The organism is Campylobacter concisus (assembly GCF_902460595.1).
GTDB classification, from domain to species: domain Bacteria; phylum Campylobacterota; class Campylobacteria; order Campylobacterales; family Campylobacteraceae; genus Campylobacter_A; species Campylobacter_A concisus_BL.
The window spans coordinates 76,706-103,672 of sequence record NZ_CABPVA010000001.1; the positions used below are offsets into that span (position 1 = coordinate 76,706).

The 26,967-nt window shown below is 40.7% G+C and carries 24 protein-coding genes; 5 read left to right on the forward strand and 19 right to left on the reverse strand.

Annotation, left to right across the window (positions count from 1 at the left end; genetic code table 11):
- Positions 1-186 precede the first annotated feature (186 nt).
- Genes rlmN through F3G86_RS00310 form a run of 4 tightly spaced genes read right to left on the reverse strand, consistent with a single transcriptional unit; the run spans position 187 to position 6,045 of the window.
- Positions 187-1,332, reverse strand: a complete 1,146-nt coding sequence (rlmN, locus tag F3G86_RS00295) for a dual-specificity RNA methyltransferase RlmN (protein WP_149722649.1) — start codon at positions 1,330-1,332, stop codon at positions 187-189.
- On the reverse strand, positions 1,329-2,009 hold the full coding sequence (locus F3G86_RS00300; RefSeq protein WP_149723133.1) for a purine-nucleoside phosphorylase: 681 nt from the start codon (positions 2,007-2,009) through the stop codon (positions 1,329-1,331). Before F3G86_RS00300 ends, rlmN begins: the two co-directional genes overlap by 4 nt.
- Positions 2,009-2,764, reverse strand: coding sequence for an imidazole glycerol phosphate synthase subunit HisF (hisF, locus tag F3G86_RS00305; RefSeq protein ID WP_149722650.1), 756 nt, complete (start codon positions 2,762-2,764; stop codon positions 2,009-2,011). The genes F3G86_RS00300 and hisF overlap by 1 nt, the downstream gene beginning before the upstream one ends.
- Before the next feature lie 2 nt (positions 2,765-2,766).
- Positions 2,767-6,045, reverse strand: a complete 3,279-nt coding sequence (locus F3G86_RS00310) for a DEAD/DEAH box helicase (RefSeq protein ID WP_149722651.1) — start codon at positions 6,043-6,045, stop codon at positions 2,767-2,769.
- A 106-nt stretch (positions 6,046-6,151) separates the two neighbouring features.
- Between F3G86_RS00310 and rsmA the strand changes: the two genes are divergently transcribed.
- The 5 genes from rsmA (at position 6,152) to F3G86_RS10280 (ending at position 12,195) form a co-directional block, all read left to right on the forward strand.
- The gene (gene rsmA / locus F3G86_RS00315) at positions 6,152-6,994 is read left to right on the forward strand and encodes a 16S rRNA (adenine(1518)-N(6)/adenine(1519)-N(6))-dimethyltransferase RsmA (RefSeq protein ID WP_087583461.1); all 843 of its coding nucleotides are present in this window, start codon (positions 6,152-6,154) and stop codon (positions 6,992-6,994) included.
- A complete protein-coding gene (locus F3G86_RS00320; RefSeq protein ID WP_188116396.1) occupies positions 6,960-9,113 on the forward strand; it encodes a ribonuclease J in 2,154 nt (717 codons plus the stop codon). Before rsmA ends, F3G86_RS00320 begins: the two co-directional genes overlap by 35 nt.
- Positions 9,114-9,122: 9 nt before the next feature.
- A complete protein-coding gene (locus F3G86_RS00325; protein WP_087583339.1) occupies positions 9,123-10,076 on the forward strand; it encodes a KpsF/GutQ family sugar-phosphate isomerase in 954 nt (317 codons plus the stop codon).
- A 1-nt stretch (position 10,077) separates the two neighbouring features.
- The gene (locus F3G86_RS00330; RefSeq protein ID WP_087583340.1) at positions 10,078-10,851 is read left to right on the forward strand and encodes a pseudouridine synthase; all 774 of its coding nucleotides are present in this window, start codon (positions 10,078-10,080) and stop codon (positions 10,849-10,851) included.
- Positions 10,852-10,923: 72 nt separating this feature from the next.
- Complete coding sequence (locus F3G86_RS10280) at positions 10,924-12,195, forward strand: tetratricopeptide repeat protein (RefSeq protein ID WP_087583341.1); 1,272 nt, start codon at positions 10,924-10,926, stop codon at positions 12,193-12,195.
- Between the two features lie 49 nt (positions 12,196-12,244).
- Here F3G86_RS10280 and F3G86_RS00340 read toward each other — a convergent pair whose 3' ends face one another.
- The 15 genes from F3G86_RS00340 to F3G86_RS00410 all read right to left on the reverse strand — a co-directional run bounded on the left by F3G86_RS00340 (position 12,245) and on the right by F3G86_RS00410 (position 26,801).
- Positions 12,245-12,724, reverse strand: coding sequence for a hypothetical protein (locus F3G86_RS00340; protein ID WP_223228521.1), 480 nt, complete (start codon positions 12,722-12,724; stop codon positions 12,245-12,247).
- A gap of 26 nt (positions 12,725-12,750) precedes the next feature.
- Positions 12,751-13,704 (reverse strand): hypothetical protein, encoded by a 954-nt coding sequence (locus F3G86_RS00345; protein ID WP_149722652.1) that lies wholly within the window; start codon positions 13,702-13,704, stop codon positions 12,751-12,753.
- Positions 13,701-14,369, reverse strand: a complete 669-nt coding sequence (locus tag F3G86_RS00350; RefSeq protein WP_149722653.1) for an ABC transporter ATP-binding protein — start codon at positions 14,367-14,369, stop codon at positions 13,701-13,703. The genes F3G86_RS00345 and F3G86_RS00350 overlap by 4 nt, the downstream gene beginning before the upstream one ends.
- A complete protein-coding gene (locus tag F3G86_RS00355) occupies positions 14,366-15,475 on the reverse strand; it encodes an ABC transporter permease (protein WP_149722654.1) in 1,110 nt (369 codons plus the stop codon). The genes F3G86_RS00350 and F3G86_RS00355 overlap by 4 nt, the downstream gene beginning before the upstream one ends.
- Entirely contained in the window at positions 15,465-15,650 is a 186-nt protein-coding gene (locus F3G86_RS00360) for a hypothetical protein (RefSeq protein ID WP_149722655.1), read from the reverse strand. Before F3G86_RS00360 ends, F3G86_RS00355 begins: the two co-directional genes overlap by 11 nt.
- Before the next feature lies 1 nt (position 15,651).
- Positions 15,652-16,110 carry a nitrous oxide reductase accessory protein NosL gene (locus tag F3G86_RS00365; protein ID WP_149722656.1) on the reverse strand — a complete coding sequence of 153 codons (459 nt, stop codon included), beginning with the start codon at positions 16,108-16,110 and terminating at the stop codon, positions 15,652-15,654.
- Positions 16,107-16,643 carry a hypothetical protein gene (locus F3G86_RS00370; protein WP_149722657.1) on the reverse strand — a complete coding sequence of 179 codons (537 nt, stop codon included), beginning with the start codon at positions 16,641-16,643 and terminating at the stop codon, positions 16,107-16,109. The genes F3G86_RS00365 and F3G86_RS00370 overlap by 4 nt, the downstream gene beginning before the upstream one ends.
- The gene (locus tag F3G86_RS00375; protein WP_149722658.1) at positions 16,643-17,464 is read right to left on the reverse strand and encodes an SEL1-like repeat protein; all 822 of its coding nucleotides are present in this window, start codon (positions 17,462-17,464) and stop codon (positions 16,643-16,645) included. Before F3G86_RS00375 ends, F3G86_RS00370 begins: the two co-directional genes overlap by 1 nt.
- 8 nt (positions 17,465-17,472) lie before the next feature.
- Complete coding sequence (locus F3G86_RS00380) at positions 17,473-20,091, reverse strand: cytochrome c biogenesis protein (RefSeq protein WP_149722659.1); 2,619 nt, start codon at positions 20,089-20,091, stop codon at positions 17,473-17,475.
- A 16-nt stretch (positions 20,092-20,107) separates the two neighbouring features.
- Positions 20,108-21,037, reverse strand: a complete 930-nt coding sequence (gene nrfD, locus F3G86_RS00385; RefSeq protein ID WP_149722660.1) for an NrfD/PsrC family molybdoenzyme membrane anchor subunit — start codon at positions 21,035-21,037, stop codon at positions 20,108-20,110.
- A 1-nt stretch (position 21,038) separates the two neighbouring features.
- Positions 21,039-21,710 (reverse strand): 4Fe-4S dicluster domain-containing protein, encoded by a 672-nt coding sequence (locus F3G86_RS00390; RefSeq protein ID WP_048809961.1) that lies wholly within the window; start codon positions 21,708-21,710, stop codon positions 21,039-21,041.
- Positions 21,711-21,729: 19 nt separating this feature from the next.
- Positions 21,730-22,488, reverse strand: coding sequence for an FKBP-type peptidyl-prolyl cis-trans isomerase (locus F3G86_RS00395; RefSeq protein ID WP_103571790.1), 759 nt, complete (start codon positions 22,486-22,488; stop codon positions 21,730-21,732).
- A gap of 44 nt (positions 22,489-22,532) precedes the next feature.
- Positions 22,533-24,599, reverse strand: coding sequence for a cytochrome c (locus tag F3G86_RS00400; protein ID WP_009295151.1), 2,067 nt, complete (start codon positions 24,597-24,599; stop codon positions 22,533-22,535).
- Positions 24,600-24,694: 95 nt separating this feature from the next.
- Positions 24,695-26,122 (reverse strand): ATP-binding protein, encoded by a 1,428-nt coding sequence (locus F3G86_RS00405; RefSeq protein ID WP_149722661.1) that lies wholly within the window; start codon positions 26,120-26,122, stop codon positions 24,695-24,697.
- The gene (locus F3G86_RS00410) at positions 26,112-26,801 is read right to left on the reverse strand and encodes a response regulator transcription factor (protein ID WP_103575199.1); all 690 of its coding nucleotides are present in this window, start codon (positions 26,799-26,801) and stop codon (positions 26,112-26,114) included. The genes F3G86_RS00405 and F3G86_RS00410 overlap by 11 nt, the downstream gene beginning before the upstream one ends.
- Between the last annotated feature and the right edge of the window lie 166 nt (positions 26,802-26,967).

Below are 26,967 nucleotides of genomic sequence, written 5' to 3' on the forward strand. Positions count from 1 at the left end.
CACCGCGTTTTGAATTAATTTTTGGCAATCAACTTTGTATTTTTGTTTTTCACACAAAATTTCATACCAAATTTTTTAGATTTTATTTTGAAGTTTTGTTTTCTTCTTTCAAAACTTTAATGATAAGTCCAAGCCCAATACCAGCAACCAACACTATAAAAATGATCTCGGCGATATCAAGAGCTGTCATTTTTTACTCATGTTAGTTTTATCGTTAGTTGGTTTTTCTTCTGTTTTAGCTGCGTTCTTATCGCTAACGTTAGCTTTGAATTTTGGATTTTCATTTCGCTGTTTTAGCTGTCCGCAAGCAGCACTTATATCAAGCCCTTTGCTCTGTCTGATCGTGCAAGTGACGCCATGGTCCCTTAGATATTCTTGAAATTTTAGCATGCTAGCAAGCTCAGGCCGTCCAAATTCACTACCTTCATGCGGGTTAAAGTAGATCAAATTTACCTTTGCCTTGATACCATGCAGCAGTTTAACCAGCTTTTTCGCATCACTAACGCTGTCGTTTAAGTCCTTGATAACAAGATATTCAAACATTACACGCTTTCGCATATCGATAGGAAATCCCCTAACAGCATCCATAACAGCCTCGATATTATACGCCTTATTTATCGGCATCAAGCGGCTTCTAAGCTCGTTAGTAACAGCATGTAGCGATATGGCCAGCAAGACCCCAAGGTCCATTTCTCCAAGCTTTTTTATCTGGCTGCCAAGGCCGCTAGTCGAAACGGTTTGACGGCGTGGAGATATGGCTAGACCCTCATTAAGAGCTAAAATTTTGATCGCTTTACTAACGTTAGCAAGGTTGTCAAGTGGCTCACCCATACCCATATAGACAACGTTTATGCGCCTTTCGTATGGTATGTTATTCTCTCTTTTTATCCATAAAATTTGCCCTACGATCTCGCCAGCAGTCAAATTTCTAACAAGTCCGCCCTTTGCTGTTAGGCAAAAAGCACAGCCCATTTTGCAGCCAACCTGCGAACTAACACAAACAGTATAACGAGCATGGCGACTAACCTTGCCATCTTCGTCGCTAATCTCCTCTTTCATCGGTAGCAAGACGCTCTCTATCTTTAGACCATCTTTTAGCTCAAAAAGATACTTGATAGAGCCGTCGCTACTTTGCTCAAATTTCACACATTTTAGAGGATCAAGATAAAATTTCTCAGCCAAGTCATGGCGCATATCCTTTGGCAAATTTAGCATTTGGCTAAATTCTGTCGCATTTTTTTTGTACACCCACTCATAAATTTGCGTCGCTCTGAACGAGGGAGAGACTAGCTCTTTTAACTCTTCGATGCTAAGATCAAGCAAATTTTTCACATATTTTCCTTTACATATTTTGTTAGTAGCTCTTTGGCTGCAGAGTGATTTTTTATAAACTCAGCATGCGCATTTTCATCGCAAAAATTTGTCGCTATAAAAATTCCGTAAGCTGGAATTTTAAAAATTTGAGCCACTTTTAGAACAGAAAAAAACTCCATATTTTCTAAAAAATATCCCTTTCCAAACATCTTATGAGCCAAATTTTTGTCTGTCGTTATGAAATTTGATGAATTTGTTTTGATAGTTCCACGTGAAACGATAGAAGAAATTTCACACTCGATAGGCGAGTAAGATCTATTTTCTATACTAGAAATTTCAACATTTGCCCCAACCGAGCTTTCATAAATTTGCAAAATTTCACCATCTTTATATAGACCTGCCGAGCCAACAAAAACTATCTTTTCTGGCATCTGGTATAAATTTCGCTCGGGATTTTTTGACAAATTTTGGCTTAGATTTTGCAGCTCTGGGTTTGATGAGTTTGCAAATTTAGCCTCGATCTTTGCAAGATAGTGCGGATCAATATTTTTTAAATTTATGCTTTTTTCATCTGCTCCCACGCACGATCTTTTTTGCAAGAACTTTGTCAAATTTATCGCCATATCGACTAGCCCCACCCCCATCGGCAAGGCAAAGTCAAAAATTTCATTTTTTCCAGCTGAGATAACTAACATCAAAGCCTAACCTCAACGCCATTTGCCTTAAGATACTCTTTTAGCTTTTTTATCTCGATCTCGCCAAAGTGAAATATCGAAGCCGCCAAACACGCATCAGCCCCAGCTTCAAAAGCATCCTTAAAATGCTCCATCTTGCCAGCGCCACCACTTGCGATAGTCGGTATAGAGAGCGCGCTAAATATCTTTGTTAGCTCCAGACTAAAGCCCTGCTTGACGCCGTCATTATCCATAGACGTTAGCAATATCTCCCCTGCTCCACGCGACTCGACCTCTTTTGCCCAAGTAAAGGCATCTTTTTTGGTATCGATCCTGCCGCCATTTATAAAAACGCTATAACCATTTTTGATCTTTTTGGCATCGATCGCTACGACGACACATTGCGAGCCAAATTTCTTAGCCGCTTCGTCGATCAAATTTGGATCTTTTATCGCCGATGAGTTTAGACTCACCTTGTCGCAGCCCACATTTAAAAGGCGCGAGATATCATCTATCGTGCGTATGCCTCCACCAACGGTAAGCGGTATAAAAAGCTTGCTTGCGACCTTTTTTACCACATCAACTATCGTATCACGGCCAAGGTGAGAGGCTGTGATATCCAAAAAACAAAGCTCGTCAGCGCCCTCTTCGTTGTATCTTTTAGCTATCTCGACTGGGTCTCCGGCATCGACAAGTCCAACAAAATTTACACCTTTTACGACCCTGCCATCTTTTACGTCGAGGCATGGGATTATGCGTTTTGCAAAATGATTCAAATTTATCCTTTGTCTATCTTTCTAGCTGCCACCTCAAAGTAAGGCAAACTAGCCCAATTTTCTCGGTTTCCAACTATATAAATAACCTCTTTTGCTCTTGTTAGCGCCACGTTTAGCAGATTTGGTTTGCTAGCAGCCCACGCTCTAGCACCCTTTGTCGCCCCACCTAATACAAATACGATAATGTCAGCCTCTTTGCCCTGCATAGTGTGGATAGTGCCAGCACCTTTTAAATTTCTACAAACATCTTTAAATGGCGTTATTATTCTGATGTTATTTTTCTGGCTAGCCAGTTCACCTGCAAAGAGCTCTTTAACCGCCTCGCCCTCGGCTTTGTTGTAGTTGCCTATCCACTCCCCAGAGCTAACATCTATCCACTTTGTTTGAACGTTAGTGTTTGCAAATTTACTAGCTCCGTCTCGCCCAAGTATCATCATATCGTCGTATGTAGTCTCATTTGAGATCTCAAACATAGGGTTAGCGCACCTTCTATGTACGATAAGTGGTGAGCCGACCCAAATACTCTCACCGCTACCTTTTATATATGTGCCGATCTTTTGCGCTTTGTCGGCTCTTAGCTGCACAGAGGATTTAAGCAAGTTAAACTCCTCTTTTGCCTCGCAGTAGCTAAGGATCGCGTTATTTAAACTAACTGGTAGTGTTACGACTGGCTCAAGCTGAAGCGGATCGCCGACCACTACAGCCATCTTTGAGCGAAGTAGTGCGCCTAACGCGTTAGTCAAATTTGCCTGCCCTGCTTCATCTATCAAAAGCATGCCTATATCGCCATTTAAAAGGTCTTTAAAAGTGTTATTAAACGAGGCAAAAGTCGAGCTAACAACTGGCGTTAGCAAAAATAAACCCTTGATGATCTCACGTCTATGTTTTGCGTCAAGGCCGTTTTTCTCAGCCATCTTCTCATCGTTAAAGATAACGCTAAGAGCACGTAAATTTGTCCTGACAGCCTCTTTGCAGGCAAATATCGCTGCCTTATGCAAATTTAGCGCCTCTTTAAAAAGTTCTATCCTAGCCTTAAAAAGCTTTGTCTTGTGAAATTTCTGGTCTATGCCAAATTCCATCATAAATGGCATACCCTTTTGCATCTCTTCGTTGCTCTGGCTAAAGCTGCCGTTTAGAAAGGTATCTAGCTCCTCGCTCCTGCCAAGTATCTTTTGGCGTCTAGCAAAGTCACTTTGCAGCCTTTTGTAGAGATTTATCTTAGTATTTAGCTCTGCTGCCCTGCTCTCAAGCTCTGCTATCTCGCTTTTTAGCTCATTTAGCCTTGCCTCGTTTTTCTCTTTGCTCTCGCCATTTTGCTTGCTAGCTTTTAAATTTTGCTCAGCTATCTGGCGGTTTATCTCGCCAACCTTTAACGCCTCGTCATTATACTTTTCAAAGGCCTCTGTCTTAAAAATTTGCTGAAAGAGAAAAAATGGCGGCTTTTCTGGTGTGCTTAAATACTCCTGCAAAGCTTCATTTTGACTAACAACTCTTGTTAGCTCCTCTGCCTCCGCCTTTTTGTCCCCCAGCTTAGCCAAAATTTCATCATGCTCGTTCTCTAAAGGCTCTAAAAGCTCCTCTATCTGCTTAGCCGAGTTATAGCTCTCAAGCCTCCTATCAACATCAGCTAGCTCACTTTTTAGGCTCTTTAGCTCCTCTTCTTTGATCCTGATCTCACTAAAAAGTAAATTTACCTCGTGAAGTGCAAGGTTAAATTTCTCCTTTGCCACGTCAAAGTCATCTACGCCCTCGCCCACTGCAAGGTACTTGCCAAGCCCCATCAAAAAGCCATCTTGCTCCAAAAACTCGCCGTATTCGCTTGCGATCTTGTCAAACTGGCTGTGAGTTGGCTCGATCTTTACGCCATTAATTGCATTAAAAACAAAATTTGACTTGTTTTGCTTTGAGCCAAGCGCCACGCAAAATAGCCCCCAAGCTGGCTTTGAGATAAAGGACTTCTCGCCAAATTCACTCTTCTCATCAGCCGAGAGCAGTCTCGTGGCTATAAATTTAAAATAATCAATATCGCCCGCATAGCCACCAATGCTCTTTAACTGGCTTAGCTCCTTGCTTAAAATCTCAACCGCGCCGTTATTACAAGAGCTAACGACCATCTCATAGCCTTGAAGCTCGTCATTTAGCCTAAAATAAAGCACCTTTTCATCGCTGTCATAAACTGGCTCAAAGATATCGTGCCTGTTCATTTGCGCGAGCTTCATCGCCCTAAGCGTCACTACTTCAGCCATCACGTCCTTTAAAAGCGTTGTTTTGCCAGTGCCTGGAGCGCCATTTACACTATAAATTCCACCATTTCCATCTTTAAATTTCTCTATGATGTTGTTTAGCGCCATTTGCTGTGAGAAATTTAAGGCAAAATCACTTGCAAAGGCCGATCTAGGGTAGCGCTCAGCCCTAAAAAAGTCCCTTACCGCCCTTTGATTTAGCTCATCTCTAACGTCAAGCCTCTCAAATTTATTCTCACCACCCTCGTCTAAAAACTGATCCGTTAGCTCGTGCGTCCTGCCTGACTCGTAAAATTTGATAAGTAAATTTATATCATCTATAAAAAAGCTATTTAAAAGGGCGTCGTTCTCTTTAAAATTTGGGTCAGCGATCCTTACTTCAAGCCTGATCACATCTTTACAAAATGGCGTCTTTAGCGAGCTTTTTATCTCCTCGTGCACCGCTTTTACATAGTCGCTAAGCTTCATTTTCTCTTTGTGGATAGAAATTTTATCCTTGATGTGCTCGCACTCTTTGTTAAAGTCGTTTTGGCTGATCTCTTTTAGATGGTTTAGGCGCACCATCGCCCAAGGAGCCGTTGGGATAAAGAGCTCATTTGATGAGTTTGGCGTGAAAAATGGGCTTAGTTCATCATCTAAATTTGCATCTTTTAAAGTAAAATTTTGCTCATTTTTGCAAAAGACTAGATCGCCAGAGAGCTTAAGTTTATAACAAAATGCCTTTTCAAAGCTCGTTTGTTCAGATCGTAGTTCATCTAAAATTTGCTCTTTTTCAAATTTTACCTTTGCTAGCTTTGATATCGCAAGGGCAAGCAAGTCAGTCTCAAAAATGCCGCCATAAATTGAAATTTCTACACCATTTTTTAAAAGCGACCTGTCAAATGCTCTTAAAATTTGCATAAATTTCTCATCGAAATTTGCGATCTCAAGGTCCATTGATTTTTTAAATTTGCTATTTGTCTTTTTTGGCTCGTCTAAGGTTTTTGGCTCTAAATATTGTGATAATAAAAAGTATTTTAAGGTGTTTGCCCTACTCAAATTTGCGCCTTATTTTGTTGTTATTTAGTGATTATAGTCCATTTTATATATGATTAAACTAAACTTGTAATCATTGTATAAGTAATTTTTGGCTAATATCGCGGCTATGATAAAGGCAAAAAAGCACTTTGGACAGAATTTTTTACAAGACAAAGCGACACTAGACAAGATCATCCAAGCGATACCCAAGGACGTAGAAAACGTCGTTGAGATTGGGCCTGGCTTAGGTGATTTGACATTTAGACTTTTGCAAATTTATAAGACGACCTCTTTTGAGATAGATTGTGAGCTGTTTCAAATTTTAAAGGTCAAATTTGCAAATGAGATCCAAAATGGACAATTAAAACTTTTTTGTAAAGATGCTTTAGAGCAGTGGCAAGAAGAGGGCGGACTAAGTAGCCAGAACTACTTTTTAGTCGCAAATTTGCCCTATTACGTTGCTACGAAGATGATACTAAATGCGATAGATGACGAAAAATGCCTTGGGCTTATTGTGATGATACAAAAAGAGGTTGCTCTTAAATTTAGTGCAAAGAGCAAGGATAAAGAATTTAGCGCTTTATCGATCCTCGCTTCACTTCAAGGCAGGTGCGAGCTTTTGTTTGACGTGGATGCAAAGCTTTTCAATCCACCTCCAAAGGTCACATCATCAGTCATCAAACTACAAAAAACAAAAAAGATTTTTGGCAAAGACGGGATTTTCAAAGATGCAAAACAATACGAGGCTTTTAAAGCATTTTTAAGAGCTGCGTTTGCTTCGCCAAGAAAGACGCTTTTGAAAAATTTATCCACAAATTTTGACAAAAAGGCGTTAGAAGAAATTTTTGAAGACCTAGACTTAGCTCAAAATTTACGTCCACACGAACTAGATGTCGATTCTTATCTAAAAGTATTTGAAAGATTAAAGGAAGATAATGAACGACAAAAACGAAGAGAAAGTTGTAACTAATCAAAGTAAAAACAACAAAAGACGAAGATTTAGACCAAAAAACAAGCCAAAACAAGAGGGCGAAACTACCGAGCAAACATCACTAGCAAGCAAAAGCGTGATAGATAACTTCTTTGCAGCAGAGCAGGCTGAAGCCAAAACGCATGCCGAGCCAAAAAGTCAAAATCCTCGCCCAAAAAAGCAAAGAAATAACAAAAATCAAAACAAAACTGGCGAAAACAATAAGCCAAAAGAGCAAAAACAGCAAAAAGAAAAGCCAAAGCAAGAGCCAAAAGCTTCAGCTAAAAACGAGACAAAAGAGCCAAAAGAAAAGCCAAAAAAGGCTAAAAAACCAAAGAAAAATTTACCAGCAAAGCTAAATGGCAACGAGCAGTGGCAGCAAGATATCGCAAGCGCGATGGAGGCAAATAAAGCCACTCACGAGCTAAGACTTGAGCCACTAAAATATCTAAACTCAAGCGAACATAAAATTCGTATAACACCACTTGGCGGTCTTGGCGAGATCGGCGGCAATATGACTGTCTTTGAGACTGAAACTAGCGCTATCATCGTTGATATCGGCATGAGCTTTCCAAGCGAGAGCATGCACGGCGTGGATATCCTCATCCCAGACTTCGACTACGTTAGAAAGATAAAAGATAAGATAAAAGGCGTCATCATCACTCACGCACACGAGGATCACATCGGTGCGGTGCCTTATTTTTACAAAGAGTTTAAATTTCCTATCTACGCCACACCGTTACCGCTTGGCATGATAAATAATAAATTTGAAGAGCACGGCCTAAAGCAAGAGCGCTCACTCTTTCGCTCAGTTGAAAAGAGAAAGCCATATCTCATAGGCGACTTTGAAGTCGAGTGGATACATATAACGCACTCTATCATCGACGCTTCGGCACTTGCCATCACGACAAAGGCTGGCACGATCATCCACACAGGCGACTTCAAAATAGACCACACGCCGATAGATGGCTACCCAACAGACCTTGGCAGACTAGCGTATTATGGCGAGCGTGGCGTGCTTTGTCTATTAAGCGATAGCACAAACAGCTATAAAGAGGGCTTTACAAAGAGTGAAAGCAGCGTTGGCAAGACCTTTGACGCGATATTTTCAAAGGCAAAAGGCCGCGTCATAATGAGCACATTTAGCTCAAACATCCACCGCGTCTATCAAGCGATCGAATGGGGCTTAAAATACAACCGCAAAGTCTGTGTCATCGGCAGATCAATGGAGAGAAATTTATACACTGCGATGGAGCTTGGCTACATCAAACTTGATAAGAAAATTTTCATCGATGCAAACGAGGTTGGTAAATTTAAAGATGACGAGGTACTTATCGTCACTACTGGCTCTCAGGGCGAGACTATGAGCGCGCTTTACCGCATGGCGACAGATGAGCACAAATATATAAAGATAAAGCCGACCGATCAGATCATAATCAGCTCAAAAGCGATCCCAGGCAACGAAAACAGCGTCTCAACGGTGCTAAATTTCTTACTAAAATCAGGCGCGAGCGTCGCTTACCAAGACTTTAGCGAGATCCACGTCAGCGGTCACGCAGCGCAAGAAGAGCAAAAGCTGATGCTTCGCCTCATAAAACCAAAATTTTTCTTGCCAGTGCATGGTGAGTACAACCACATCGCAAAGCACAAAGAGACGGCAATTAGCTGTGGTGTGGATGAGAGAAATATCTATCTAATGAGCGACGGCGATCAGATGGAGGTTTGTCAAAAATACCTAAAACGTGTAAAAACTGTAAAAACTGGCAAAGTCTTCATAGATAATCAAATAAATAAACAAATTTCAGACGACGTCGTCATCGACAGACAAAACCTTGCCGAAGCAGGCGTCGTCATGATAATCGCTCAAATTTCACGTCACGGCGCAAAACTCATCAACAAGCCTCGCGTCATCAGCTACGGCCTTGTGGGCGACAAGCAAGACGCCGAGTTTAGAAAAGAGATGGAGGGCGTGCTAGAGCAGTATTTAAGCAACGTCAAAGAGGAGCTTTTAAAAGATAGCAGACTACTCGAGTCACAAGTGCGCCAAGTGATCAGAAAGCACATATTTAGAAAGGTCAAAAAGTACCCAACTATCGTGCCGATCATCTATCTAATGTAAGGAAAATTTATGCAAAAAGCCAACCAAATCGCCGCTGAAGTCTTAGAGATAGAGGCAAACGAGCTTTTAAGACACGCTAAAAGCGTAGAGATAGAAGATGCTGTAAATTTGATATATAACGCAAAAGGCAAAGTCATAGTCACAGGCGTGGGCAAGAGCGGTCACGTGGGCGCAAAGATCGCTGCTACGCTTGCAAGCACTGGCACGCCAAGCTTTTTCTTACACCCGACAGAGGCCATGCACGGCGACCTTGGCATGATAGAAAAAGACGACATTTTGTTAGCCATTAGCTTTAGTGGCGAGAGCGATGAGCTTATCAAAATTTTGCCTCATGTAAAGCGCTTTGGCGTAAAAATCGTCGCCATGGCAAGAAGCAAGACAAGCTCGCTTGGTAAATTTAGCGACGCTTTTATAGATATAAATGTAGAGAAAGAGGCGTGCCCACTAAATGCCGCCCCAACGGCATCAACCACGCTAACGTTAGCTCTTGGCGATGCGTTAGCTGTTTGCTTGATGCAAAAGCGCGGCTTTAAAAAAGAGGACTTTGCAAATTTTCATCCAGGTGGCAGCCTTGGCAAGAGGTTATTTTTAAAGGTCAAAGACGTGATGAGAAGCGAAAATTTACCGATAGTCCGCTGGAATGCAAGCCTAAAAAGTGCGATCGATACTATGACACATGGCAAGCTTGGCACGGTTCTCATCGTCGATAAAGATGGCGTGCTAGACGCTCTTTTAAGTGACGGCGATCTTAGGCGTGCGCTTATGAGAGAGGACTTTGATTTAGAAGAGCCAGCGATGAAATTTGCAACCTTGCATCCAAAAGAGATAAATGACAAAGAGATGTTAGCCGTAGATGCGTTAGCTTTAATAGAAAAGTATAAAATTCAGCTTCTAGCTGTCGTAGAAAATGGCGTGCCTGTGGGTGTTTTACACATCCACGACCTTGCAAATTTAGGACTATAAAATGGAAAAAACAAGACTAAATAAATTTATCTCACATAACACAAACTACTCACGCCGTGAGGCAGATGAGCTGATAAAAGCTGGCAAGGTTAGCATAGCAGGGCGTGTGGTTAGCGACCTTGCTACAAGCGTGGATGAAGATGACAAAGTGCGTATAAATGGCCGTTTGATAAAGCTAAAAAAAGAATTTACTGTTATCGTTTATCACAAACAAAAGGGCGAGCTAGTTAGCAAAAAAGATGACCGCGGACGAAAGACGATCTACGACACGTTAGATAAGAAATTTGCAAAATTTGTTAGCGTGGGACGCTTAGACTACGCAAGCGAGGGGCTACTTTTGCTAACTGACGCTCCAGCGATCGCCACAGCACTCATGAATAGCGACTTAGAGCGCGAATACTACCTAAAGGTAAAGGGCGAAATTTCAAAAGAGGTGATAGAGGCGATGACAAATGGCTTTTTCGCCAAGAACGCAACCAAAGGCGCGCACGCAAAAACTACTATAAAATCAATGGAATTTAAGCCATTTCTAGCCTATAAAGTCTTTGGCTCAAGCGGTGGCTACACAAAACTAAAGGTCATCATAAATGAGGGTCAAAACAGAGAGCTACGCCGCTTCTTTGGCTACTTCGACCTTGAAGTGATGGACCTAAAACGTGTTAGCTTTGGACGCGTTAGCCTTGATATGCTAAAGCCTGGCAAATGGCGCTACTTTGAAAATAGCGAATACGAAGACCTAAGAGACTTTTTAAAAGTTAATAACGTTAGATACTAACTTAGGCTTGTTTCTCCATCAAAGAGGCAAGCCAAACCACAATAACTACAAATTTACAAAAATGGAGAAAAAATGAAAAAGGCTGTTCTTTTATACACAATCTTACTAACTATTGGATTCTCCAAGGATCTAGTAGAACTTGGACTTGAGGCTTACAGCAAAGGTGACTACAACAAAGCAGTCGAGATATTTACTAAAACTTGCAATGATGGAAATAATGGCAATTGCTATAATTTAGGACTTTTGTATATAAATGGCCAGGGTGTAAAACAAGACTACAATAAAGCAGCTAAATTATACGAAAAGGCTTGTAATGGTGAAATTATTCAAGCTTGTTATAACTTAGGATTTTTATACTATAACGGTCAAGGCACTACACAAGACTACTATAAAACTGCTCAATTGTGGCAAAAAGTTTGTGATGCCAAATATAGTATTGGTTGTTATAATTTAGGGCTTTTATATGAGGATGGTCAAGGTGTAGAGCAAGACTACAATAAGGCGGCTAGATTATACGAAGAAGCTTGCAATAATGGACATGCACTAAGCTGTTCTAATCTAGGTGTTTTATATATAAAAAACCAAGGTGTAGAACAAAACTATAACAAAGCCATAGAGCTATACAATAAATCTTGTGACGGTAAAAATGCTATAGGTTGTTTTAATTTAGGAAATTTATACGAAGAAGGCAAATATCTAAAGCAGGACTACTATAAAGCGGCCAATCTATATAAACAAGCTTGTGATGGCGGATATGCTAATGGCTGCTATAATCTAGGTAATTTTTATGAAAGAGGACAAGGGGTAGAGCAGGACTATACCAAAGCTATCAAACTATACGAAAAAGCTTGCGATGGCAATATCGCCCAAGCCTACCACAATTTGGGAGTTTTATATGTAAATGGTCTGGGTGTAGAGCAAGACTATTATAAGGCAGCTCAATTATGGCAAAAAGCTTGCAATGACAGATACAGTATGAGTTGTTACAACTTAGGAATTTCATACAATAATGGCCAAGGTGTGAAACAAGACTATTATAGAGCGGCTGATCTATACAAACAAGCTTGTGACGATGGAGTTAATGATAGTTGCTCTAATTTAGGAATTTTATATGAAAACGGTCAAGGTGTAGAGCAAGACTACAGTAAATCCCTAGAATTATATAAAAAAGCTTGCAATAATGGATACAATCGCGGTTGTTTTAATTTAGGAGCTTTTTATCTAAAAGGCAAAGGCGCAAAACAAGACTACCACATAGCAAAAGAATATTTTTATAAAGCTTGCGAATTAGGGCTTCAACCAGGGTGTGACGTTTATAAAAAGTTAAACGAAAAAGGCCTTTAATACTAAAAATAATCCAACAGGGTTCTAGCAAATTTAGAGCTTCATAAATTTATATCCTATTTTCTGAAAGTAGGATGTTTATATATGGATTTAGCAGCGTTTCGCCGCGTGCTGCATAGAGCAAGACCTCTTTAAAGTAGTTGTCGTTTATGCCGTAAGTGTGAAACTCATACGCCCCTATGCCGTATCCCATCGGCGTGATATCGACCCTCGAGTACCAAGCATTTTGCGCTGGGATGTAGCGGTTTGTATCTCTTGAATAGACATATAACTTGATCTTATCTTTGCTCTTTTGCGCCATATACCAGATGAAAGAATTTGTGATGTCGTTAAAGAAGTAGATGTCGCCATTTGGCATGATCGCCTGTGCTGTGTCGTTGTTATCAGCGATGAGCGTTCTACTCTCATAACATATATATTTATTTGGCGTGAGTACCTCGATCGGCTCTGATTTGTCGCTATGTGAAACTAAAATTTTATCGTCGCTTATGTCGGCATTGTAGGCAAGTACGGCTAAGACTAGAGCCAACAAACACAGAGAAAAAATTTGCTTTATCAAAATAAAAATCCTCTTAACAAATAGTATTTGAGCACGTAAAGCGAGCAGATCAGCACGCAAACACTTAGCCAGATCGATGAAAATTTAAGCTTGTGCGAGTAGTTTGTCTTTGTGATGATCTCCACAAGATATGGCATGAGGCCGTAAAAAACGCCCAAAAACAAACTGCCCCAGATAAGGTAGCCAACGTAATAATAGTCGCTTCTTAGCATGCAGTATGGGCACTTGTGATTTGGCTGCTCATAAACGTAAAGGCCAAAAAAGTAGGTGATAGCGTAGTAGCTAAGCACCAAAAATAGCAAATTTGCCACAAAGCTTGCCATGCTTTGCTTTAAGAAATTTAGCGCCAAAATGACAAAAAATAGCACGAAAAAGGCGCTTACTAAGCCAAAATTTGTATAGCCAAATGGCAACTTTGGAGCTTGAAAAGTGACAGAACAGCAAAAGACTGGCACTTTTAGTGGAATGTTATAAAAAAACGAAATTTCTATGCCAAGCTCGAGCAGTATCATCACAAAAAGGCAGATGAAAATGGCATATTTTTTCTTTAGATATGGGAAATTTAGAGCCTGCAAGTCGAGTTTGTTTATAACCAGCCAGATGCCAAGCCCAAAGATGAGCAAAATTTTAGTGAGCATCAAGATGCCGCCAAATTTATTTGAGCCGATCACGCCAGCCGAGCACATAGCCCCTGGCACGATGTCAGAGAGCTCGTTTAGACAAAGTGCAAAAAATATAAACAAAACGATCTTTGTGCAGACGCTAAAGAGCAAGATCGTATTTACAAGGTAGTTTTGCTTTTCAAGTGAGTATTGAAGTGATGTTAGCGCGTTATAGTCCCACGACCTCACGATCCTGACGACATAAAATAGCGAAATGCCCATCAAAACTAACAGCACAAACTCCGCTAACAAAAAGGCGATAACGGCGTTTGATAAAAATACGCTCATACTATCTCTCCGTTTTGCAAGATAAGAGCCCTATCAGTTGCGCCCAGCTCGTCAAAAATGCTATCGTGAGTGGCAACTATAACGCTTTTTTTAAGCGCCTTAAATGATTCAAGTAGGCCTAAAAACGCACGTGCATTTTGCCTATCTAAATTTGCCGTTGGCTCATCAGCCAAAATGATATCAGCGTCCATTGACAAAGCCCTAGCCACCGCACATCTTTGGCGCTCGCCACCGCTTAAATTTGATACGTTTTCATCTATTTTGTGAGCTATATTTGCAAGCTCAAGAGCCTTTTTTATCATCTCTTCACGCACGTTTGCCTTGAAATTTGTTAGAGCAAACGGAGCTAACAAATTTTCATAGACGCTTAAGCCCTCTATGAGGTTAAAATTTTGAAAAACAAGCCCAAGCCTTTTATGTCTAAGCTCGGAGCAAAATGCGTCAGGTAACTTTGCGATGTTAGTGCCGTCTATCAAAATTTCCCCGCTAGTTGGCTTTTGGAGTAGGGCTATGAGCGAGAGCAGGGTGCTTTTACCACTTCCACTAACGCCTTTTAGTATGACTAACTCGCCGTTATTAACATCTAAATTTATATTTTTTAGAGCACAAAACTCGTTTTGTTTGCCTTGGTTATAGACTAGGCTAACGCCTCTAATGTTTATCATTTTAGCCCCTCATTTATGTCGCCACACGCTACACGCCACGATGGGATAAGCACAAATGCCAAAAATGGTATGACGCCAAAGACAAAGATCAAAAAGAGCTTATCAAACTCCAAAATAGGCGTGAAATTTGTAAAATTTAAAAGCTCATCGCCTAAAAATATCCCCTTTAAAAATGGAGCGTTAAAGACAAATACAAAGAGGTAAGCTAACATAACGCCAAGTAAAAAGGCGCTAACGCTAACGATGAAATTTTGTATAAATTTTAAAAAGATGATCTCTTTTATACTAAAGCCGATACTTCGCAAAATGGCTATCTCACGCTTTTTGTTGCCATAAGCTAGCGAAATTTGATTTTTAAGTAGCACGAAAAAAATGAGCATAACGCTAACATAAATGCTCATAAAAATTCCACCCTTATAGTAGTAAAGATGTCTAATGTTTGCCACCTCGTCTTCTATGCTAATGGCAAATGAGTTTGGATATAAATTTTCTATCTTCAAAGCCACTTGGCTGATCTCTTCGCTATTTGGCACATCGACATAGAGCTTTGTGTATTCTTCGTCTTTTAAATTTAAGATAGCTCGCAAGGTATTTGGATGTAAAAATATCGCGTTATTTGTGATAAGTCCGCTTTGTTTTGGCATGGTTTTTAGAATTTTTACTGGTATCATGCGCTCTTCTGTTAAGAAGTTAAAGCTCCCCTCATAGTAAAGCTCGTTCATAGCGGCTTTTACGCCCTCGCCAACGATCATCTCGTCTTCTTTTAGGCTATCATCCTCATATAGATGAAACCAAACTCGCCTTTGCACGAAGTAGTACTCCCCATCAACCACGCCCCTAACGTCAGCCACGCCATCGATCTTTGAAATGTCATAGATGTAGCCAGGGTGCATGAGATCGTTTTTACCAGCACGAAACGCGCTAACAACGATGCTTGATCTATCTTTTACTAAGCTTATAAGATCATGCTGGATCGAGCCAGAGATGAAAAGGACTGAGCTTAACACAAAGATAATGAGCGCAAATAGACAAAAGCTAAAAAGGTGGTCCTTTTTGTCTTTAAAGAGCAGGACCACAGCGTAGTTTATGAAATTTCTACTTATCATAGACAAAGCCTTTTTGCTCTTTTAGGCTAAAGCTAGAAGCTAAATTTGCCCTTGTTATCTTTGAAATTTCTCTTAGCTCATCTTGCTTTGATTTGCGGTCAAAGCTAAGGTAGTGCGCTGCTAAAAGCGTGTAAGAGAGTCCAAAAAATAACGCCAAAAATGCTAGAAATTTCACTTTATTTGCCAGTAAATGTCTTTATCTCGTCAAATTTTATGACACCTTTGCCAGCGTGATCTTTCATAAAGCTATTTGCCTTTGCTTCGTCTTTAAATGGGATAAATTCCTCGCCCATCGGTCCAAAAACGTTTGAGCCATGAACGTAAAACGCCTCTTTTGCATCAAGCTTTTCAAGCGTGTAATAATCACTCACATAAGCCTCTTTCATCTTATCGTTTGTATAGTAAAACTGCGCCATATCTTTTACGCCGTCAAAGTAATAATCCTTGCCATCAGTCTTGATAAGTGTCGCCCACTGCTTGTTTTTTATAGGCATGCCACACACCGCACATCTTGCATCCTTTGGTAGCTCGATGCGCTCTTTTGCTCCTTTATAGGCGTTTATGTTTGCCTCACTCGTCAAATTTCCAGCCCACAAGGCAAAAACCGCACTAAGCAACAAAGCTATAAATTTCATCTTATCTCCTTTAATCTCTCTTTTTCTAACTCGCCCTTTTCATAGAGCTTTTTTAACATCTCATCATCAAAGTCTATCTCGTAGTAGCCCTTTACAAACTCACTAAATTTAGCAAAATCATCAAAGGCATATCCAAGCAGCCAGCGTCCGCCGTTATTGCCACCGACTAAATTTTGATGCTCCACCCCGTCATACCAGATAAAAAAGGTCGTTTGCTCTATCTCATCTGGCAAGAAGTAAGAGCGAAATTTAGCAGCTTCGCCACTATAAATTTGCTCTACCACGCTTTTATCTGTGCTTAGCGAATTTAGCTCATTTTCATGGTCAAACCCTCTAACCAGCACCGCCTCGCGCGTAAATATCACGTCTAGTAGATCGCCCTGCCCGTTATCTACTACGTATCTTAGGCTATTTTCGCTTTTTGTCTTAGAAATGAGCCTTAGATACTCTTCATCTGGCTCTAAAAAAGCACTATCAAGCGCATATAGTGCCTCTAGGCTTGCCTCTTTATTGCCCCAGTTTTTAAAACTCATCAATGCTTTCCTAAAATTTCCAAATTCTCGCACGCCTCTTTTAGGCCATTTTTGCAGCTTTTAGTGAAAATTTCACGTGCTTTCTCTACGTCCTCTTTCACGCCTTTGCCCTCAGCTAGCATGATAGCGTAGTTGTTGCAGCCCTTTTCATAGCCGTATATGCACGCTTGCTCGTAAAGCTTTGTCGCTTTTGTAAGGTTTTGATCAACCCCTTGCCCATAAACATATAAAAAGCCAAGATTGTCACATCCTATGCCAGCTTCGTTTGCACAGGCTATCTCGTAGTTTGCTTTGGCTTTTGCGTAGTCTTTCTCGACGCCTTCGCCCTGAGCGTATAGGTAGCCAAGGTTGCTACATCCCATGCCGTCCCCTGCCTTACAAGCCTTTTCATAGAGCTCTTTTGCCTTTTTTAGATCTTTTTCTACGCCAGTGCCATTTGCATAAAGCAAGCCAAGCTCGGTGCAACCCTCGTTGTCGCTGCATGCTTTTTCATAAAATTTAACTGCTTTTGCTAGGTCTTTTTCTACGCCTTTGCCATTTTCATAGACGTAGCCAAGGTTGCTGCAAGCCATAGAGAAATTTTGATCGCAAGCCTTTTCATAAAGCATTGCCGCCTTTGCCTCGTCCTTTTTGACGTTGCCATCACCTCTGCTGTAAAGCACAGCTAGGTTGTAGCAGCCTGATGCCTTTTTCTCTTTGTCACAAGCATCTTCATAAATTTGCGCTAGTTTGTTGTGATCATCTTTTGCGTTTAAAGCCTCTTTGATGTAGCCAGCATTTAAAACGCACAAACTAGCAGCCAGTAAAATCAAACTCTTCATCATATCTCCTAAACTACTTTTATATCTCTGCCGCGGTAGGCTAGGGCGATCAGCAAGGCAAGAGCCGCTAAGATCAAATATATTAGCCCTGAGATGCCAAAGCTCTCGCCATTTGCGTATGAGTGAAGCCCGCTAAGATAAAAATTTACTCCAAAATATGTAAAAAGCACCGAAGCAAATGATAGCACGCTAGCCGTTAAAAAGGCAAAAACGCCCCTAAGCTTTGGTATAAACCTTAAGTGAAGCACTATGGCATAGACGATGATCGTGATGTATGACCAGCTCTCTTTGCTGTCCCAGCCCCAGTATCTGCCCCAGCTCTCATTCGCCCAGACGCCACCTAAGAAATTTCCGATCGTTAGCAAGCTAAGACCTATGATGAGGCTTAGCTCGTCGGTGGCTGCTAGGTATCTTATATGCTCGCTAAGCTTTTGCTCATTTTTCTCATTTTTTAGTGCCATCAAGATAAGTCCCACAAGCCCCAGCACAAAGCCAAAGCCCAAAAAGCCGTAGCTTGCTGTGATGACGCTTACATGCACGCTAAGCCAAAATGACTTTAAAACAGGGACTAAATTTGTTATCTGTGGATTTATAAAATTTAGATGAGCAACGAGCAGGCTAACACTTGCAAAGAGCGAAGCAGCGCCTAGTGCGAAGTTTTGATGCTTGAAAAATAGCACTCCAGCTAGCACGCTTATAAGCGAGATATAGACTAAACTCTCATAAGCATCGCTCCAAGGTGCGTGACCTGAGATGTAGGCGCGTAGGGCTAAATTTAGAGCATGCACTATAAATGCGGTAAAAAACGCAAGGCTAAGCGCTCTTTCAAATCTAAATTTCCTTCCAAAAAAGAGCCTATAAAAGCCAAGAGCGAGCGAAGCAAGAGCTAGGATCATATAAAAATAGATAAGAAATTTAAATATCTCCATTTGGTTGTAAAGCACTTCAAGGCCGATTTTTGCCTCGCTTGGCGCAAGAGAGCCTAGAGTGCTTCTTTGATAGCCTGAAATTTGCTCCAAACTCCTATTGGCACTCTCGCACTCGCCACTTTTTACGCAAAGGCTTAAATTTTCTATGTAAGCGCCTAAAACGCTTTTAAACTCGTTTGAAATTTCATCTTTGCTAAAGGCTTCATTTACAGACAGCCACGTGATCTTATCGCCGCTTTTAGCTGGGATAAATTTTAAAATTTCTCCCTTTAGCGCAAGGTATAAGACATTTAGCCTCTCGTCAAATTTAATGACGTCGCTATCAAATTTATCTCTTTTTGAGGTGGATTTTTCATTTGCAGCCTCTACAAATTTAGCCAGCTTATACTCGCCATTTTCGTTAAAAACGTCCTTAAAACTAGCAAATTTCTCACTAACTCCAAGAAGCTCGCCCACACGATCGCTTGTGATCTTTACCATCCTTTTATCCATCCACTCTTGTGGCGAGATGGCAAAAGAGAGCATGAGCTCATCGCTACTAAGCCCAAATAGCGTCGTTTTGGTTGAAATTTTGCTTATTACTGCCCTTGTGTAAGAGCTAGCTGGGGCGATCCTGCTATCAGTTTGAACTAAAATTTTGGCAAATTTATCTGCATGAGCTTTAAAATTTATGGCTTCATCGCTTGCGAAATTTGGCGTGGCATTTAGTAAAAGTAGAGCCAAAAATGCAAACTGAGTGCCTTTTATGAAATTTAGCAGCCTAAAAAATCGGCTCTTTTTGCTAAATAAATTTCCCACAAAGCCAAGGCAAAGTAGAAAATATCCGATATAAGTTGGCACTTTACCAGGATCAAAGCTGATCTCAAAGGCGCTTCCAAGCTCGTCAGCGTCGTATGATGATTGAAAAATTTTATAGCTCATGATGCTTAGTGGGTGATTTAGCGAAATTTCATGCTCGCTGCCTGCGATGCTTACTTTGCTAGTGTAAGATGATGGGCTATTTAGCCCTGCGTAGCGCTCTAGGATAAATTTATCAAGCCTTAGTGAAAATGGTAAATTTATAGCCCTTGAGCTAAAGTAAAATTTCGCCTCTTGCCCGTCAAAGCTCAAAATGCTTGGCTCAAGATCGTATCCAGCGCCACCTTTTAGCTTGGCGGTTTTGCTCTTTTGCCCAGCAAAGCCAGCCTCTATGCTAAGCGTGGCTGGAGCGTTTTTCTCATCCTTTTTGTAGCCAACTATCTTTATAATAAATTCTTTGCCGTTTATATCTTTTTTGAAGCGAAAGTCGTTTTTGCCAAGCAGGCTAAGTTTTAGTGGATATTCAAAGCTTTCATTTGAAATTTGCACTCTCAAATATGGCTTTGTGCTTTGCATATAGCTGCCGCTCTCGCCCACTCTAAGATGCAATACACCCTCTTCGCCAAAGTATCTTGTAAGCGCAGCACCGATGAAGATCAGAATAAAAGCAAGGTGTATCAAAAATGCGCCAAATTTCTTATACATCTTGGTTTTTACGATGCTAATGGCTAAGCAAATAACGCAAGCTGCCATGACGCACTCGTACCAGAGCGCTTCATAAACAAGCACTCTAGCCGTTTGTGTGTCATAAAAATTTTCCAAAAAGGTCGCCACCCCTGCACCAAAAGCAAGGATAAATAATAATATTAAAGACAAGCGATAAATGTTTAAAATTTTCATCACCTGCCCTTAAGCCTTAAATGCTATAAGTCTGTCCTGCATAAAGTATAAAAACCCTAAGCAATAAAACGCCAACTACTGCTGCAAATGAGCCAAGGTAGAAGCTAAATTTCATCTTGCCAAGTGCGAAATTTAAAACAAGAGGCAAGACAAAGCCAACTAAAACAACCCCAAGCCAGAAGAAATTTGCCCAAACGCCACTATAAAATGCAACTGCCGCGCCTTGCTGATAGCTTGAGCCAAGCAAAAGTGAGACAAAAAGCATTAAAATGAGTAAAATTTCAGCGCATAAGACGTAAAACTCCACGCCATGAAGTGAGCCAAGGTCGCTTGAGTGTGGATCTTCTTTGAAAAATAGTGCCGCTATCAAGCTGCTGCCACTTATGCCAGCACTTAGTCCTGAAGCTATGAAAAGCGCTGGTAAAACAGCAGTGTTTAAAAGTGGAAATCTAATAAGCACCGAGATCAAAAAGCCTGTATATGCGCAAATGATAACCGCAAAAAGCAGGCAAAGCGCACTTAAGAGCGGATAAAGTGGCGATAAAATTTTCATCACGCCATCAAAAAAGCCACAAAATGGCTTTAACTCCGCGCTAAACGCATACAAACACATCAAAAAGCTAAGCGGTATAAAGACACAAAGCGCGGCTACACCGATAGACATAACTGATGTGAAGTTGTAATTAATCAAAATTTTCCAAAACAAAAGTGGCTTTTCAAGGTCAGCTATCAAGCAAACCATACCAAGCATGATGCTAACAAAGGCTAGAAGCGAAGCGGCCTTGAAAAATGGACTAAAACTCTCTTGCCTTTTGTAGCGCTTTAGAATTATGGCAGCTATTAGCGCTCCGCCACTCATACCAGCTAGCAGAAGATAAACAGCGATCGGCCAGCCCCACTCAACTCCGTGCGAAAATGTCGCAGTGAAATTTAATGCACCATCCATCTTACACCCCCGCTTTTACTTTAGGAATATATCTAAGGCTTGGTTTTGTGCCAAGTTCTGCTCTTAGCCTTATGCTATCTTTGACAGCTAAAAGCTTGCTAATGTGCGAGCTCTCATCGTTTAAATCGCCAAATACCAAAGCCTCATATCTGCACGCCTCAACGCAGGCTGGATCTTTTTTATCCTTTAAATTTGTATCTATGCAGAAGTTACAGCTTTGGGCTGAGTGATTGACTTTGTCGATATATCTCACGTCGTAAGGACAGGCTACGATGCAGTATTTACAGGCGATGCAGTCATCTATGTTTGTAGTTTGGATACCAGTTTTTATGTCCTTGTGACAGGCTTTTGTTGGGCAAACGGCCACGCAAGGTGCATCCTCGCACTGCTGACAAGATACTCTTACATATCTTTTATCAAGCAAATTCTTTGGATCTGTTTTATCCTCTACAAAAAGTCTCATCTGTCCTTTTGGGACTAAATTTACCTTTCTGCATGCCACTTCGCAGTCCGTGCAGCCGACGCATTTGTTTTGGTCAAATATCATGCCAAAATGTGGTTTTTTCGCACTCTCTTCACTCTTAAAAGCAAAACCACTACTTGCCACACTAGCACCAGCAGCCACAACTGCCATGCGTTTAAAGAAGGCTCTTCTGCTATTTTGATTTTGCATTTTTAACTCCATTTATGCCTTAATGAGGCTTTTTAATGCCCTCATTTTGCTCTTTTTCATGAATTTTTCTTGCCGCCTCAGCTAGTTCGCCAGGCTTTAAGACCTTAATAAGCTCTATCTCAAAAACGATAGTCTCGCCTCCAGGTATCCCCTCCATGCCGCTATCGCCGTATGCAAGCTCGGGCGGGATGACAAATTTAAATTTCTCGCCCTCTTTCATAAGCATAAGTCCCTCTTCAAGCCCAGGGATCAAATTTAGCATCGAAAGATGAGCTGGAGCCTCTTTTGTCTCGTCAAAGACCTTGCCATCGACAAAGCTTGCTTTATAATTTACTATGATGATGCTCTCAGGCTTTGGAGTAGCTCCTTTTGAGCCACCTTTTATGATCTCATATTGTAAATTTGATTTTGTTGTTTTTACATTTTTGTTTTTTGCATTTTTTTCCATATAGGCTTTGCCTTGGGCTAAATTCTCTTTTAGCTTGGCAGCCTCTTTTTCTTTTACTATCTTATCTAAGCTTTCAGCTCTTTTGTTTAGTAGCTTCGCTATCTCATCATCACTTAGTTTTAGCTCGCTCTTTAGCGCGTCGCTAAAGCCTTTTATCACTGCATCAGCGTCATAGCCAACACCTAGTTGCTTTTGATCTAGCAGTCCTTTTAAAACATATCCACCGCTTGTTGCACCTATGGCGTAAGAGTCGTTTGTATCGACATTTGCTAAGAGGCTAGCCACACTTAGGCTAAGAAGTAGCGAACATTTTAAAAACCCATTTTTCATTTCAAACCCTTAAGATTAAAGGGGCTAAAACTAGCCCCTAAATGCTATAAATTTTTGTTTAGAATTCTCTGAGCTTCTTTTATATACTCTTTAGATGCATCTAGTCTTTGTTTAGTAAATTTAAATCCGTGCATACCCCACGAACCATCTTTTTCGACCATGTCGATGATCTCTTGAGCGTTTTGGACAAGCTCATAAACTCTAGCTTTATCACTTGGATCTAGCTTTTTAGTCTCTAGTAGTGAGTAAATTCCCTCGATGCCTATTTTGACCTCTGAGAATTCATTTTTAACTGGAGTTTGCCATCCCATAACCTCATCATAAACTTGTTTTTGGTTTTTGAAGTGAAGTGTTGGTTTTAGCTCAGATAGCACTGGGCTATGGCAGCCTTTATTATCTTTCATATCTTTATCGGCCCAAGATGTTCTAGCGCATGCCCACATCAAATCAACATAGTTGTGGCCATTTTTATCTCTCTCAAAGTGCCAATCTTTAGCATCTCTTGGACCTTTAGCAGCGTCGCCTGGGACAAGAGATTTCTCTTTTGGATCGACCATGATCTTCCAGATGTGAGAGCGTCTTTGAGTATCAAAGCCAGCGTTGTCTTGGAACTGAACAGCGTAGAAATTCTCGCAGCTCATCATAAATGGCATGTGGCAAGATGCACAAGTGTTGTTTTTGTGAGTATCTGCTTTTGATGCGATATATGCTTGAGTCTCGTGACAATCTTTACAATCTTTTTTGATCTTTGGTTTAGTGTAGAACGCACTTAGATAGCCTTGATCTGGGTTGTAGTTCATGCCAGTTACGCTCTTATCGCCTACGACGTTACCTGTGTTGTCGTGTGGATCGTGGCAAGTGACGCATCTCATACCTTTATCGTAGTGAGCGGTAAAGTATGATTGAGAGCCTTCTGAGCCGCATCCTGGTCCCATTGATTTAAATTTAGAGCTTAAAGAAAGATCTAGTTTGCCGTTGTTAAGTGGGTTAGCTCGCATTAGATCTGGGCTAAAGTTAAATCTTTGGTGACAGCGTTCGCAGTTTGATGTTCTAAAATTTGTAGCTCCATCAAGGTGACCGCCAGCTCCGTGGCACTCCTCACAGCTTACGCCTTTTGAGATAGTGTGTTTTTGAAGCTCTTTGGCATTACCAAGTGCTGCGTAAAATTCTGCTTTTGACTTAAAGTCAAATTTAACTGGGTGGCAAACCTCACAATATGATGAGTTTGCTTGGAAAAACATCGACTTTTTATGTTTTGCGGCGTATGAGGCAAGACCTCTGACATATCCGCCATTATCGCCATACTCTTCAAGCGTGCCAGGAAATTCTGGGACAAGCTCTTTTATCTTTTTAACAGTTGCGTCGTCTAAATTTAACGCCCATGTTCTTTGCCATTGGTTACCGCCAGCTACGATCTGACCTGTGCCATCTCTTAGCAAACCACCCTCAACGTAGTAAGTACCACGAAGTAGCCATGCATCGACGTAGCCCATCTTAGTTCTTAAGTGACCAACGGTTGCGTAGATGACATCTGGAGTGATACCTTTTGGAAGGATAGAAGCGGTATCTTTGTCAAATACTGGCTCAGTTAGGTTGTTATTGACCTCTGGGTGCTCGCCAGGGAAGCGCATAGTAGTTGCGTGGCGAGATCTGCTCCAGACCTCATACTGAGCTGGGTGACACTCACCGCACTTTTCTGGACCTACAAATTTATTAGGAAATTGAAGCGATGAAGTGGCTGGAATTCTATACATCATAGAGCTATAGCCCTTACCGCCATCTCTTTTACTAAGCTTTGACATATCAAAGCCATGTCCCTCGGCAAGCCACTCTAAGCCGCGGTCATGAACGACCATTTTGCCGACGGTTTTGCCACCATACTTTGTAAAAATAGGGTGGTTTTTAAATAGCCAGTTATACATCTCTTGCTCTTCTACGACGTAGTCTTGCAAGGAGACAACACCTCTACTTTGCAGTGTGCCTTTAGGATTTGCGATAACATCACGTGCTTTATCGGACATCTGCATATTATGCTCTTCGCAACAGGCTTGTGAAGCAAAGATACTAACACCCATGAGTAAGCCTGCTAAGGCTTTGTGTAAGTTTCTCACGTCTCCTCCTTTGAATTTTTATCCTAAAATCAAAATGATTTCATACTGATAATCTTAACACCGAAAAAGGGTAAAAAAGGGGGAAATTTAACAAATTATAAATTTTCGAAACTAATTGTAAATGCAACGTGGTTTTCATCCACATTTTTAGCAAAGATTAGGGCGTTGTTTTTGCGAGCGATAAGACGGCTCATATATAGCCCAAGCCCGCTACCGCTCTCTTTTGTGCTAAAGTGTGGCTCAAAGATAACCTTTAAAAATGAATTTTTTATCGCTCCTGCATTATTTTGCACGCATAAATTCTTGCGATCATCTTTTAAAAAGGCGCTTATCTTTATCACTCTTGGCTTTGTGTAGCTCTGCTTAAATGCGTCTTTTGCGTTGTTTATGATGTTTATTAAAATTTGGATTATCTCATTGAAATTTGCAAATACCTCAAAATTTTCTCTCACGTCAAGCTGCACTTCGATCTGATACTTTTTAAGCGTTGCATTTAAAATTTTTATCGTTTGATTTATCACTTCAAGCACCTTAAACTCTTTTCTCAAGGTATTTGGACTAAAGAAATTTTTAAAGTCATCAACGGTTTCTGACATGAAATTTATCTGCTTGCTTGTCTCTTCTATAAACTCATAAATTTTCGCCTCATCAAGCTTTTTTCTCTCTTGATAAAGCTCTAAATTTATCAAAGATGAGCTTATCTGCGCTAGTGGCTGTTTCCACTGGTGCGAAATATTGCCTATCATCTCGCCCATAGAGGCTAAGCGGCTTTGATGTATCATTAGCTGCTCAGTCTGCTTTTTGCTCTCCTCTCCTCGCCTATGCATCTTATAAACAAGTAGCAAAAATAGCCCAAAGATAAGCGTTATAGCACTCATTATGACGATGACCTCTTGCAAGTGATAGGTAAAAATGGCGCGGATTGGTATCTTAAAAGAGATCATCGCGACCGTTTCGTTCACGTCTGGGATCTCTATGCCCTCCATGCCATATTTTTCTAGCATTTGTTGTGGGGCATTTGCGCTGCTGTGACAGGCTAGACAGCTTGGACTTTGGTTTTTTATAGGCAGACCCACAAAGAGCTGTGAGCCATTTTCATCTTTTATTATCTTTACAAATTCTTTAAATTTATTCTCTTTAAAGCCATGCAAGACGCCAGCTTCAAATTCATTTGGCTGGTGAGCCTTATTTAGCGGAGCGATGGCAACTAGCTTGTAGTCAAATTCAAGGTTATATTTTTTCTTTTGGATGTTGTAAATTTCACGGCTTATATATGAAGATGACAATAGTCTCTCGTCAAAAAAGTCCTCTTTTAAGATGCCCTGCTCTTTTAACTGCTCGATTAGTGGGCGCTGAACTCCAGCGATGTACTCTCTTACAGAATTTATGCCCTCTAAAACATAATATGCCTCTTTTTTGGCGTCTTTCATCGCAAGATCGTTGTAGAAATTTAAAACAAGTGCCGAAACTAGCAGATAGACAAAGATAAAAGCACCGACAATTAGCTGAAATTTATATCTCACAAAGATAGCCCACGCCGTATAAATTTTTGATCACATCTTTGCCAAGCTTTCTTCTAAGCTCCTTTACGATCGTCTTTATCGCCTCTTTTGTCGGCTGCTCGTAGTCCCAGATGTAGTCAAAAATTTGCTCATAAGTGATAGTTTGGTTTTTGTTGTTTAAAAAATACTCCAAAAGCTTGCTCTCGCTCTTGCTTAGATGAGAAATTTCGCCATTTATATAAAGCGCTTTTTTGCCAAAATCATACTCAAGCTCGTCATTTAGCCTGATAGTTGGTGTGCGTCCCACAAGCTCCATAGCCACATCTTCAAGCGCTTTAACAAAAGATTTTTTATCGTATGGTTTTGCAAGATATCTTGTGATCTTTAGCTCAACCGCGCGCCACAGATACTCTTGCTCGACGTGGCTTGATAAGATCACGATAGGGATTTTTTGATTGATAGCTCTTACTTTTTTAGCGATCTCAAGACCATCGATATTTGGCACGCTGATATCAAGCACTAAAGCGTCATACGCCCCGCTCATAGCAAGCTCAAGCGCATCAAAGCCATCTGTTACGCCTTTAACCTCTGCGAAAAATAGCTCCAGCGAGGCGCAAATATTTCGCAAGATCGCCTCTTCATCCTCTAAGCAAAGGACCTTTTTGTTTGATAAAACATCTAAAATATCATACTCTTGCATACGTCATCTCATCTCTTAAGCCAAAATGCCGACTTAAATAACACAAAATAAAAATTATTTCATAAATTTACATCATGATCGTAAGCTTAAAGTAAAAAATCGGCTCACTACTTAAGCAAAGAAGTTAAAAGATAAAATTAAATTTAGCCAAATATTTGGCTAAATT